At 63.4% G+C, this 11,241-nt stretch carries 13 protein-coding genes; all 13 read left to right on the plus strand.

Features of this window, described 5'->3' with window-relative positions; all coding sequences use genetic code 11:
• Positions 1-288: 288 nt before the first annotated feature.
• Positions 289-1,401 carry an MraY family glycosyltransferase gene (locus ACIQCN_RS01920; RefSeq protein WP_400603293.1) on the plus strand — a complete coding sequence of 371 codons (1,113 nt, stop codon included), beginning with the start codon at positions 289-291 and terminating at the stop codon, positions 1,399-1,401.
• A 113-nt stretch (positions 1,402-1,514) separates the two neighbouring features.
• Complete coding sequence (locus tag ACIQCN_RS01925; RefSeq protein WP_400609147.1) at positions 1,515-1,997, plus strand: hypothetical protein; 483 nt, start codon at positions 1,515-1,517, stop codon at positions 1,995-1,997.
• Entirely contained in the window at positions 1,990-2,328 is a 339-nt protein-coding gene (locus tag ACIQCN_RS01930) for a hypothetical protein (protein WP_400603295.1), read from the plus strand. Before ACIQCN_RS01925 ends, ACIQCN_RS01930 begins: the two co-directional genes overlap by 8 nt.
• Positions 2,329-2,409: 81 nt before the next feature.
• On the plus strand, positions 2,410-3,210 hold the full coding sequence (gene atpB, locus ACIQCN_RS01935) for a F0F1 ATP synthase subunit A (RefSeq protein ID WP_400603296.1): 801 nt from the start codon (positions 2,410-2,412) through the stop codon (positions 3,208-3,210).
• 79 nt (positions 3,211-3,289) lie between these two features.
• Positions 3,290-3,493 carry an ATP synthase F0 subunit C gene (gene atpE / locus ACIQCN_RS01940; protein ID WP_009356484.1) on the plus strand — a complete coding sequence of 68 codons (204 nt, stop codon included), beginning with the start codon at positions 3,290-3,292 and terminating at the stop codon, positions 3,491-3,493.
• 52 nt (positions 3,494-3,545) lie between these two features.
• Complete coding sequence (locus ACIQCN_RS01945; RefSeq protein WP_377216931.1) at positions 3,546-4,097, plus strand: F0F1 ATP synthase subunit B; 552 nt, start codon at positions 3,546-3,548, stop codon at positions 4,095-4,097.
• Positions 4,097-4,924, plus strand: a complete 828-nt coding sequence (locus ACIQCN_RS01950) for a F0F1 ATP synthase subunit delta (RefSeq protein ID WP_400603298.1) — start codon at positions 4,097-4,099, stop codon at positions 4,922-4,924. The genes ACIQCN_RS01945 and ACIQCN_RS01950 overlap by 1 nt, the downstream gene beginning before the upstream one ends.
• An 82-nt stretch (positions 4,925-5,006) precedes the next feature.
• On the plus strand, positions 5,007-6,644 hold the full coding sequence (gene atpA, locus ACIQCN_RS01955) for a F0F1 ATP synthase subunit alpha (protein WP_400603299.1): 1,638 nt from the start codon (positions 5,007-5,009) through the stop codon (positions 6,642-6,644).
• A gap of 73 nt (positions 6,645-6,717) precedes the next feature.
• Positions 6,718-7,608, plus strand: coding sequence for a F0F1 ATP synthase subunit gamma (locus tag ACIQCN_RS01960; RefSeq protein WP_400603300.1), 891 nt, complete (start codon positions 6,718-6,720; stop codon positions 7,606-7,608).
• 84 nt (positions 7,609-7,692) lie between these two features.
• A complete protein-coding gene (atpD, locus tag ACIQCN_RS01965) occupies positions 7,693-9,147 on the plus strand; it encodes a F0F1 ATP synthase subunit beta (RefSeq protein WP_400603301.1) in 1,455 nt (484 codons plus the stop codon).
• A 1-nt stretch (position 9,148) separates the two neighbouring features.
• Complete coding sequence (locus ACIQCN_RS01970; protein ID WP_400603302.1) at positions 9,149-9,433, plus strand: F0F1 ATP synthase subunit epsilon; 285 nt, start codon at positions 9,149-9,151, stop codon at positions 9,431-9,433.
• Between the two features lie 10 nt (positions 9,434-9,443).
• Positions 9,444-9,875 (plus strand): DUF2550 domain-containing protein, encoded by a 432-nt coding sequence (locus tag ACIQCN_RS01975; RefSeq protein WP_400603303.1) that lies wholly within the window; start codon positions 9,444-9,446, stop codon positions 9,873-9,875.
• Positions 9,876-9,880: 5 nt separating this feature from the next.
• On the plus strand, positions 9,881-11,218 hold the full coding sequence (locus ACIQCN_RS01980) for an alpha/beta hydrolase (protein ID WP_400609149.1): 1,338 nt from the start codon (positions 9,881-9,883) through the stop codon (positions 11,216-11,218).
• The last annotated feature ends 23 nt before the right edge of the window (positions 11,219-11,241 follow it).

The following is an 11,241-nucleotide window of genomic DNA, read 5'->3' on the forward strand; positions in this document are numbered from 1 at the left end:
GGTCCTTTCAGCATGGCTGTCAGGGATGTCCCCGGTGGGAGTGCGCCCGTGTTGCGCGAAGCCATGGAGCCGTTGGCGCTAGTATCTTTGACTAGAGTCCACTGTAATACAGCCCTGTAAGGCCGCGCGTATAGGAAAAACCGCGGGCCTGCTGCGCGCTCGGCGACGGAGAAGTTTCATTTATCAACGAACAGATTCCCTGCCAGTGAGCCCTCCTATGCAAGGCCGGTTGACCGTCCGGCTGCAGCCTTCCCGCAGCGAAGCTCCTGCTGAAACGGCCCGTACGCCATGATCATGTACCTCCTCATGGGGCTGACCGCCGCGGTAGTGTCCTATGCCGCCACCTGGGCTGCCCGTGTGGTGGGGCGGCGGATGGAACTCCACCTGCCCATCCGCAGCCGCGACATGCATTCGACGCCGGTATCCCGGCTGGGCGGGGTGGCCATGTTCCTGGGCGTGATGGTGGCGCTGGTGGTGGCCAGCCAGTCCTTCTTCGTCAAGGACATCTACCGCAACAATTTTTCGCCGTGGGGTGTCCTGGCCGGTGCTGCCGTGATCGTCCTGGTGGGCGTCGCGGACGACCTCCTGGACATCCGCTGGTGGGTGAAACTGATCGGCCAGAGCATCGCAGGCTTCACGGTGGCGTTGTGGGGCGTCCAGATGACCATTGTCCCGTGGGTGCCCGAGCCGATCCACCTCGAGAACGAGACACTGCGGGTGGTGCTGACGGCGGGCCTGATCGTCGTCACCATGAACGCCTTCAACTTCATCGACGGCCTGGACGGGCTGGCGGCCGGCGTGGCCGTCATCGGCGGGACGGCCTTCTTCTTCACTGCCTACTGGGTCCACCGCAACGCCGTACTGCTGGACTATTCGGACCTGGCGACGCTGCTCACCGCCGTCCTGGTAGGCGCGTGCCTGGGTTTCCTGCCGCACAACTGGTTCCCGTCCAAGATCTTCATGGGGGACTCCGGGGCCATGCTGATCGGCCTTCTGATGGCTTCCGCCGGCGTGGTGTCCACCGGGCAGATCACCTCCGGCCTTTATGACCGGGCCAACGGTATTTCCACCATCATCCCCATCCTGCTGCCGTTCGCCGTCCTGTTCCTGCCGCTGCTGGACCTGGGGCTCGCGGTGGTCCGCCGCACCGCCCGCGGCCGGTCGCCCTGGTCGGCGGACCGCGGGCACCTCCACCACAAGCTGCTGGACATCGGCTACTCGCACCGCACCGCCGTCGTCCTCATGTACCTCTGGACCGCGATTCTGTCCTTCGGAGGCCTCGCGTTTGCGGTCTTCCCCTGGCAGGTAGTGCTGGTGGTGGACATCTCCGCGACCCTTGTCATGGGCCTCGTGACCGCGTGGCCGTACGTGGTAAGGCGGGGCGATGACGCACGGGCATGACCGGTTCCCAAATAATTTCTATCTCATGTAGAATTCAGGGGCAGCCATAAAGCTGCCCCCTCCTTTACCAGCCTGGTGGCTCCCTGCCATCAGCCGCCGACGATTGGGATCTCATGACCGCCAACGCCGACCCCGGACCTGCCTCCGGCAGCGGACGCGTCGGCGCATCCGGTCCCACGGCGTCGCTGTGGCTGCACCTCCTCAAGCTCAGTTCGGTGGCGTCAGCCGCAGGACTGGTGGTGTGCGCCGGTGCGGGCTGGCTGCTGGCAGGACCCGAAGCCATCCTGTCCAGTGCGGCAGGCGGACTCCTGGTCATGCTCTTCTTCGGCATCAGCCTGCTGGCCGGCCACGTGGTGGGACGAAACAACCCGTCCGGTGCGATCGGGGTGTTTGTCGCCATGTACTTCATCAAGGTGGTGGGCTTCGCTGCCGTGCTGTTCGCCGTCGGCCAGCCTGCCTGGCTGGAAAGCACCTGGTTTGTCGCCGGCGCCGTTTCAGCCGTCATCCTGTGGCAGGCGGCGGAGATGTACGGCTTCAGCAAGGCCCGCCTCCAGATCTACAACGACCCGCACAGCAAGGACAGCCCCGATGCGTGACCGCAAGAACCACCGCGACGGCGGCTCCGCCGCGCGCCGAACGGGCCCCTCCGCCCCGGGTGTATCCAGCGACAGCTCTGACGGCGGATACAACGCCGGAATGGCTGTGTTCAGCTACATCATTGGCGGAATCATCGTCTGGAGTTTGATAGGGTGGGGGCTGGATTATCTGTGGGGAACGCGCTGGATTGTGCTCGCAGGCGCTCTGCTTGGAGCCGTCGGAGGTTTTTACCTTTCCCACATGCATGGCCTCACCAGTTCTCGACAAAAAGCTGGGGAACGTCATGCTGCCAGCGGGCCGTCCACGGACGGCGACACTAATGCCAAATAATTTCACAGGGGAAACAGCAGGCCTTCAGGCTGCCGGACCCCGCCCAACGCCCAATGATGGACACTGCAGAGAGGAAACGCGTTGATCGCGCTTGCGCTCCCGGCCCAAGATTCAGGAGAGTTCACTCCTCCTGGTATTAACGAAATGCATTTGCCGGCAATCCTGCCGTGGGGTGCCGCAGAGGGATTCTCCAAGCAGATGCTGCTGGTCCTCCTTTCTGTCGTCTTTATCGCCGTCTTCTTCGTGCTCGCCGCACGCAAGCAGCAGCTGGTACCCGGCAAGCTCCAGTTCGCCGGCGAAGCCGCCTATGGCTTCGTCCGCAACGGCATCGCCAAGGACATCATCGGCGGCAGGGACTTCATCAAGTACGTCCCGCTGCTGTTCAGCCTGTTCTTCTTCATCCTGGTGAACAACATCTACGGCGCCATTCCGCTGTTCCAGCTGCCCACCTTCTCGCACGTGGGCGGCGCCTACGTCCTGGCCGGCCTGGTCTACTTCACCTGGATCGCCATCGGCGTCAAGAAGAACGGCCTGCGCTACTTCAAGCTGGCCACCGTTCCCTCGGGTGTCCCGTGGTTCATCCTGCCGATCGTTATCCCGATCGAGATCATCTCCAACTTCCTGGTCCGGCCCGTGACGCACAGCCTCCGTCTGTTCGCCACCATGCTGGCCGGCCACCTGATCGTGATGATCGCCGGTTCCGGTATCGAGTTCCTTGTGATGCAGGAGAACATCCTGCTCAAGGGAACCTCGCTCCTGGTCCTCGCCGGTGCCATCGCCATGTACATGCTTGAAGCCCTGATCATGGTCCTGCAGGCCTATGTCTTTACCCTGCTGACCGCGATCTACATCGAAGGCGCACTCCACGCCGACAGCCACTAGGCACACCTAAGCTTCCCCTCACGGGGATAGAGCAACCCAAACAACCTGCCACACAGATGGCATCTTGAAAGGAAGAAAAATGGAAGGCAATCTCAACCTCGTAGGTTACGGTCTCTCCGCAATCGGCGGTGGTATCGGTGTTGGTCTGGTATTCGCTGCCTACATCAACGGCGTCGCCCGTCAGCCTGAGGCACAGCGCGTCCTGCAGCCGATCGCATTCCTCGGCCTTGCACTGACCGAAGCCCTCGCCATCCTCGGTCTGGTCTTCGCCTTCGTTCTCTAGTCCTTAGAGCGAAGCGAACTTTCAAAACCGAGTAGAAAAGGACGGGTGAAATATGAATCAGCTGATCATCTCAGCCGCCGCTGAGGGCGAAGTTAACCCCCTGATGCCCAACCTCTGGGAAATGGGCGTTACCCTCGTGGGCTTCGCCATCCTCATGTTCATCGTGGTCAAGTTCGTTGTCCCGATGTTCGAGAAGACCTTCGCAGAGCGCGCCGAGGCTATCGAAGGCGGCATCGCGAAGGCTGAAAAGGCCCAGGCTGAGGCGTCTGCTGCACTCGAAGAGTACAAGCAGCAGCTGACCGACGCCCGCACCGAAGCCAACCGCATCCGTGAGGAAGCCCGCGCCGAAGGTGCACAGATCCTCGCGGATCTCAAGGAAAAGGCAGCCGCTGAGTCTGCCCGCATCACGGCCCAGGCCCACGCGCAGATCGAATCGGAGCGCCAGGCCGCAGTTGTGTCCCTGCGTTCCGAGGTCGGCACGCTGGCCACCACCCTGGCCGGCCGCATCGTTGGCGAAGCACTGACCGACGACGAGCGTGCAGCGCGGGTAGTGGACCGCTTCCTGGCAGATCTGGAGTCCCAGAACGCAGGTGCAGCTAAGTAATGGCAGGCGTATCGAGCGAATCGCTGGCAACAGCCCTGGCCGCGCTGGAAGCAAAACTTCCCACGGCGTCGCTGCAGCTGGCAAAGGAACTCTTCGGAATTCTGGGAATGGTGGACAGCTCGGCTGGCTTGCGCCGTGCCCTGACTGACCCGTCCCGCAACGGTGACGAAAAGTCGGCGCTGGTCAAGCAGCTGGTTGGCGGGAAAGTCTCCGCTGATGCTGCAGAGATCGCGGGCGGACTGGCCAGTTCACGCTGGGCATCGGCGCGGGATATCGGCGATGCACTCGAGACTCTTGCCGCAACGGTGGTCATTTCCGTTGCTGAAAACAAGTCGGCCGTTTCTGCCTCCGGAATCTCCGGCCTGGAAGAGCTGGAGAACGATCTGTTCTCCTTCAACCAGACTGTTGCCTCCAGCCACGAGGTACAACGTGCTCTGTCCGAGCCGCAGGCAAGTGGTGCAGCAAAGGCATCGCTGGCCGAGAAATTGGTACCCGGAGCCAGTGAGGAAGCCAAGGTCCTCATCGTCCAGGCTGTCACTCAGCCCCGCGGCATCAAGCCCACGCGGCTTGTGGAACGGTTCGCCGAGCTTGCAGCAAAGCGCCAGCAGCGCTGGATTGCAACGGTCAGCGTGACCCGCCCCTTGACGCCGACGCAGCTGGAACGCCTCGAGGCGGGTCTGAATGCGATGTACGGCCGGGAGCTGAAGGTCAACGTGAACGTTGACCCGTCGCTCATTGGCGGTATCCGAGTCCAGATCGGTGACGAAGTGCTCGACGCTTCGGTGCTGAGCCGCCTGGGCGAGCTGCAACGCCAGCTGGCCGGCTAGCCGGACACGCACAACCTAACTGATAGAAACCCCGGTCATCGTGGACAACGATGATCACAAAACAGGAGAGCAGGGACTGCAGATGGCCGAATTGACCATCAACGCCGACGACGTCCGTAATGCGCTGAACGAGTTCGCGGCGTCCTACGAACCCGGAAACGCAGAGCGCGTAGAGGTCGGCCGCGTAACCACCGCTAGTGACGGCATCGCCCGTGTTGAGGGCCTTCCCTCGGTCATGGCGAACGAGCTGCTGCGCTTCGAGGACGGCACCCTGGGCCTCGCCCAGAACCTGGACGTCCGCGAAATCGGCGTTATCATCCTCGGTGACTTCACCGGGATCGAAGAAGGCCAGGAAGTACACCGCACCGGGCAGGTTCTGTCCGTTCCCGTCGGTGACGCCTTCCTTGGCCGCGTGGTCGACCCGCTGGGCGTGCCCATCGACGACCTCGGCGAGATCAAGGCTGAGACCACCCGTGCGCTGGAACTCCAGGCCCCGGGCGTAACCCAGCGCAAGTCGGTGCACGAGCCGATGCAGACCGGCCTCAAGGCTATCGACGCCATGATCCCGATCGGCCGCGGACAGCGCCAGCTGATCATTGGTGACCGCCAGACCGGTAAGTCCGCCATCGCGATCGACACCATCATCAACCAGAAGGCCAACTGGGCTTCGGGCGACGTGACCAAGCAGGTTCGCTGCATCTACGTGGCAATCGGCCAGAAGGCGTCCACCATTGCCGCCATCCGCCAGACCCTCGAGGACAACGGCGCACTGGAGTACACCACCATCGTGGCGTCTCCTGCTTCCGACCCCGCAGGCTTCAAGTACCTCGCTCCGTACGCCGGCTCGGCCATCGGCCAGCACTGGATGTACGGCGGCAAGCACGTCCTCATTGTCTTCGATGACCTGTCCAAGCAGGCTGAAGCCTACCGTGCGGTCTCCCTGCTCCTCCGCCGCCCGCCGGGACGCGAAGCCTACCCGGGCGACGTCTTCTACTTGCACTCCCGCCTGCTGGAGCGTTGTGCAAAGCTGTCCGACGAACTGGGTGCCGGTTCCATGACGGGCCTGCCGCTGATCGAGACCAAGGCGAACGACGTTTCCGCCTACATCCCGACCAACGTCATCTCCATCACCGACGGCCAGATCTTCCTCCAGTCGGACCTCTTCAACGCCAACCAGCGTCCTGCTGTCGACGTGGGTGTTTCGGTGTCCCGCGTGGGTGGTGCAGCGCAGGTCAAGTCCATGAAGAAGGTCTCCGGTACGTTGAAGCTGGACCTCGCCCAGTACCGCGACATGCAGGCTTTCGCCATGTTCGCCTCGGATCTGGACGCGGCTTCCCGCCAGCAGCTGACCCGTGGAGCGCGGCTGATGGAACTTCTCAAGCAGGGCCAGTACTCGCCGTTCCCGGTCGAGAACCAGGTTGTCTCCATCTGGGCCGGCACCAACGGCTACCTGGATGACGTTCCGGTTGAGGACATCAGCCGTTTCGAGAGCGAATTCCTGGAGCACCTGGCGCACAAGTCCTCGATCCTGACCACGCTGGCGCAGACCAACGTGCTGGACGATGACACCGTCGAAGCCTTGAAGTCGGCCATCGTCGACTTCAAGAAGGGTTTCTTCGGCGAGGGTGACAACCACCTGGTAGGCGCCGGCCACGAGGAGCATGATGCTATCTCCGAAGGCGACGTTGACCAGGAAAAGATCGTCAAGCAGAAGCGCTAGTTCCGCCCGCCGGGTGTGCCGGGCCCCCAGGGGTCCGGCACTCCCGGCTACGGAATGTTAGGAAAGGATAAGTATGGGAGCCCAGATCCGGGTCTACCGCCAGAAGATCAGCTCGACCACGTCGATGCGCAAGATCTTCAAGGCGATGGAACTGATCGCTACCTCGCGCATCGGGAAGGCCCGTGCGCGCGTAGCAGCTTCACTGCCTTACGCGAACGCGATCACGCGCGCCGTTTCTGCTGTCGCAAGCCAAAGCGAAATCGACCACCCGCTGACTACTGAGCCGGAGCAGATCCGCCGCGCCGCCGTCCTGGTACTTACCTCGGACCGCGGCCTGGCTGGTTCCTACTCGGCCGGTGTGCTCAAGCAGGCGGAAGGTCTCAACGAGCTTCTCCACGCTGAAGGCAAGGAAGTCAAAACCTACCTCGTGGGTCGAAAGGCGCAGGCCTACTTCGACTTCCGGAACCGCGAGTACGCCCGCGTATGGACCGGCGGCACTGACTCCCCGGAGTTCGGCACCGCCCGTGAAATCGGCGAGGCACTGCTGGCCGACTTTGCCGCTGACTTCGAGGACGGAGGCGTGGACGAAATCCACGTAGTCTACACCCGCTTCAAGTCGATGGTTACCCAGGAGCCCACGGTCATCCGCCTCCTGCCGCTGGAAGTCGTGGAAGAGGAAGCAGCCTCCGAATCGGACCTGCTGCCCCTGTACGAGTTCGAGCCGGAAACCGAGCAGGTTCTGGACGCACTGCTGCCGCGCTACATCGAATCGCGCCTCTTTGCAGCCATGCTGCAGGCTGCAGCGTCCGAACTGGCTGCCCGCCAGCGCGCGATGAAGTCGGCCGGGGACAACGCCACGGAACTGATCAAGAAGTACACGCGTCTGCGCAACACGGCCCGCCAGGCCGAAATTACGCAGGAACTGTCCGAGATTGTTGCCGGTGCGGACGCCCTCGCGTCCTAGCCTGCACCAGACTCGGTTCCCGCGGAACCTGCACCACAACAGATAAACTTAACCCCACGCCATCTACTGAGTGAAGTGAGAGAGATGACTGCCACTGCTACCGAAAACGTAGCCGCAACGTCCGGTGCCACCGGCCGCATTGCGCGCGTAATCGGCCCGGTTGTCGACGTCGAATTCCCGGCTGACGCAATCCCGTCGATCTACCATGCCCTCACCACCGAGATTACTCTCAACGGTGAGACCAAGACCATTACGTTCGAGACCTCCCAGCACCTGGGTGACAACCTCGTCCGTGCCATCTCCCTGCAGGCTACTGACGGACTCGTCCGCGGCACCTCCGTGGTAGACACCGGCGCCCCCATCTCCGTGCCCGTCGGCGACGGTGTCAAGGGCCACATCTTCAACGTCCTGGGCCAGCCCCTCGACGTTGCCGAGTCGGAACTGGACGTCAGCGAACGCTGGCCCATCCACCGCAAGGCACCCAGCTTCGCTTCGCTCGAGGGCTCCACCGAGATGCTGGAAACCGGCATCAAGGTCATCGACCTTCTCACCCCGTACATCAAGGGTGGAAAGATCGGCCTCTTCGGCGGCGCCGGCGTGGGCAAGACCGTTCTCATCCAGGAAATGATCACCCGTGTTGCCCGCAACTTCGGTGGTACTTCCGTGTTCGCCGGTGTGGGCGAGCGTACCCGTGAGGGCAACGACCTCTGGGTAGAAATGGAAGAGGCAGGCGTCCTGAAGGACACCGCCCTTGTGTTCGGCCAGATGGATGAGCCGCCGGGAACGCGTCTGCGCGTGGCCCTGTCCGCACTGACCATGGCGGAGTACTTCCGCGATGTCCAGAACCAGGACGTGCTGCTCTTCATCGACAACATCTTCCGGTTCACCCAGGCAGGTTCCGAGGTATCCACCCTGCTGGGCCGCATGCCCTCCGCCGTGGGTTACCAGCCCAACCTGGCTGATGAGATGGGCCTCCTGCAGGAGCGCATCACGTCCACCAAGGGCCACTCCATCACCTCGATGCAGGCCATCTACGTTCCCGCAGATGACTACACCGACCCCGCTCCGGCAACGACCTTCGCACACCTGGACGCGACCACGGAACTCTCCCGTGAAATCGCTTCCCGTGGTCTGTACCCGGCCGTTGACCCGCTGACGTCCACCTCGCGAATCCTGGACCCGCAGTACATCGGCAAGGACCACTACAACACGGCCGTCCGTGTGAAGCAGATCCTGCAGAAGAACAAGGAACTCCAGGACATCATCGCCATCCTCGGTGTGGATGAACTCTCCGAAGAGGACAAGATCGTCGTGTCGCGTGCACGCCGCATCCAGCAGTTCCTGTCGCAGAACACCTACACCGCCAAGCAGTTCACCGGTGTCGAGGGCTCCACGGTTTCCATCAAGGACACCGTCGAAGGCTTCGCTGCCATCTGCGACGGCGAGCTGGACCACATCGCGGAGCAGGCGTTCTTCAACGTCGGTGGCCTCGATGACGTTGAGCGCCAGTGGGCCAAGATCCAGGAACAGACCAAGTAATATGGCTGAGCTTGAGGTTGAGATTGTCGCAGCGGACCACTTCGTGTGGTCCGGAGCGGCCAAGATGGTCAAGGCCCGCACCAGCGATGGTGAAATCGGAATCCTGCCCGGCCACTCGCCCCTGCTGGCGATCCTGGCCGAGGGTGAATTGGCCATCCAGCCGGTGTCGGGTGACCGTATTTCGGTAGATGTTGACGGCGGATTCTTCTCCGTCGACAACAACCGGGTGGTTATTGTTGCTGACAACGCCCAGCTGGGCGGCTCGGCTACCGCTGGGATCCGCTAGCAACACCCTGATGGACGCATCGAGTCTTCCGTTCATCGCCATGGCAGTCATTTTTGGATTGCTGGTATTTTCACTGTGCCTTTCGGGGGTGCGCCGCTTCAATCTGCGGCGTGCCCTCGGCACGGTGGACGCCTCCATTTGCACGGCTGGAAACAGCTGGCAGATGGGGGTTTGTCGTTATCAGGACAATGACCTCGAGTGGTTTCGTCTCTTCTCGCTGAGCGTCCGGCCCAAGCACAGGTTCAGGCGCAGTTCCCTTGAACTCCTGGGGCGCCGCGCACCCACGGAGGCCGAGGCCGTGAAGGTCCAGCCCGACGTCGTGATTGTTGATCTGCGCTACGAGGGCCAGGATCTCCACCTGGCCATGAAATTCGACGCCTATACGGGCCTGTCCTCGTGGCTCGAAGCCGGCCCGGTCATTGGCGTGGGGACCTGGCGCTAGCCCGCGTGGACTGGATCCTTGACGTCCGGCTTACCGACGGCCCGCTGTGGTGGTCTGCCCTTCTCCTCGGTTCAGGCGCGCTGGCGTACCTGCTTTCTCCCTCCGCCCTCCCTGCCCGCCGGTCTTCTTCCCGCGGTGACCGGCTTTGGAGCTGGGCCTGCCGGGTCGCGGGGTCTGCAGCGTGGGCCTTCGCGCTGGTGGAAACCCTGCACTGGCTCCTGGTCAACGTTTTTGCCGTCTTTCCCGGCAACATTGCTGACCGCGTACTGCTCTGGGTTGTCCTTGCGGCAGCCGCCTGCCTTATCTCCGCAGCACGCTGGCGCGAAAGCCGGCCACGAGCCCGGGCCGCCGCCACAGCGGCGGCCCTCCTGGTGGTCCTGATGGCCACCCTACAGGTCAACGCCTTTTACGGGCTGAACCGCTCGGTGGCCGACCTTGCAGGTGGCGCAGCGGACCGGGTGCCGCCCCTGGAGCCCTCACTGATGCGGGAAGCGGGAGTGTCCGACGGCGCCGCCCTCCGCCGGTGGCAGCCGCAAGGCAGCATTCCCGCCGGGGGAGTCCTGCGCAGGTCCGCTATTCCCGGCACCGCCTCGGGCATGACTACCCGCGACGCCTACATCTACCTGCCGCCGGCCTACTTTGCGCAGAACCGCCCCGCGCTTCCTGTCCTGGTGCTGGTGGCGGGCCAGCCCGGCGGGCCTGGCGACTGGCTGACCGGCGGCAGGCTGCAGGAGCACATGGACGCCTTCGCCGCCTCGCACCGCGGCGTTGCCCCGGTGGTGGTGGTGCCGGATCCCAACGGCTCCCAGTCCGCCAACACCATGTGCATGGACACCAGGATTGCGCAGGCTGATACGTTCCTGAGCAGGGACGTGGTGGGCTGGATCCACTCAACCCTGGCCGTGGACACGGACCACAGGCAGTGGGCGGTGGGCGGCTTCTCGTTCGGCGGCACCTGCGCGCTGCAGCTGGGCACCCGGCATCCCGCGCTTTTCCCAGCCGTCCTGGCATTCTCTGCCGAGGCCGAACCGGCACTGGCAAAGGATCGGAACCGGACCATCGAGGCAGCGTTTCCGGGCGATCCGGACGCCTTCACCCGCCAGACACCGCTGGCCATCATGGAACGGCAAAGATTCGACGGCAGCCTTGCATACCTCACGGCCGGGAGTGAAGACCCCGAGTTCCTCGGGTACCTGCACACGCTGACCGCAGCCGCAGAGAGGGCCGGGTTCAGCGTCGATTCCCATGAGGTCAAGGGCGCGGGCCACTCGTGGGATACTTCCTCGCTGCGCTTCGCGGACGCGCTGGGCCAGCTGGCCCGGCGGTGGGGGATCGGCCCGTGACGCTGTCGCAACAGGACCCGCAG

This window comes from Pseudarthrobacter sp. NPDC092424 (assembly GCF_044754925.1).
GTDB lineage: Bacteria > Actinomycetota > Actinomycetes > Actinomycetales > Micrococcaceae > Arthrobacter.

Bases quoted from the DNA above. Each gene is read 5' to 3' on its own strand.
- ACIQCN_RS01920 (WP_400603293.1), top strand. From the start codon at position 289: ATGATCATGTACCTCCTCATGGGGCTGACCGCCGCGGTAGTGTCCTAT.
- ACIQCN_RS01925 (WP_400609147.1), top strand. From the start codon at position 1,515: ATGACCGCCAACGCCGACCCCGGACCTGCCTCCGGCAGCGGACGCGTC.
- ACIQCN_RS01930 (WP_400603295.1), top strand. From the start codon at position 1,990: ATGCGTGACCGCAAGAACCACCGCGACGGCGGCTCCGCCGCGCGCCGA.
- atpE (WP_009356484.1), top strand. From the start codon at position 3,290: ATGGAAGGCAATCTCAACCTCGTAGGTTACGGTCTCTCCGCAATCGGC.
- ACIQCN_RS01945 (WP_377216931.1), top strand. From the start codon at position 3,546: ATGAATCAGCTGATCATCTCAGCCGCCGCTGAGGGCGAAGTTAACCCC.
- ACIQCN_RS01950 (WP_400603298.1), top strand. From the start codon at position 4,097: ATGGCAGGCGTATCGAGCGAATCGCTGGCAACAGCCCTGGCCGCGCTG.
- atpA (WP_400603299.1), top strand. From the start codon at position 5,007: ATGGCCGAATTGACCATCAACGCCGACGACGTCCGTAATGCGCTGAAC.
- ACIQCN_RS01960 (WP_400603300.1), top strand. From the start codon at position 6,718: ATGGGAGCCCAGATCCGGGTCTACCGCCAGAAGATCAGCTCGACCACG.
- atpD (WP_400603301.1), top strand. From the start codon at position 7,693: ATGACTGCCACTGCTACCGAAAACGTAGCCGCAACGTCCGGTGCCACC.
- ACIQCN_RS01970 (WP_400603302.1), top strand. From the start codon at position 9,149: ATGGCTGAGCTTGAGGTTGAGATTGTCGCAGCGGACCACTTCGTGTGG.
- ACIQCN_RS01975 (WP_400603303.1), top strand. From the start codon at position 9,444: ATGGACGCATCGAGTCTTCCGTTCATCGCCATGGCAGTCATTTTTGGA.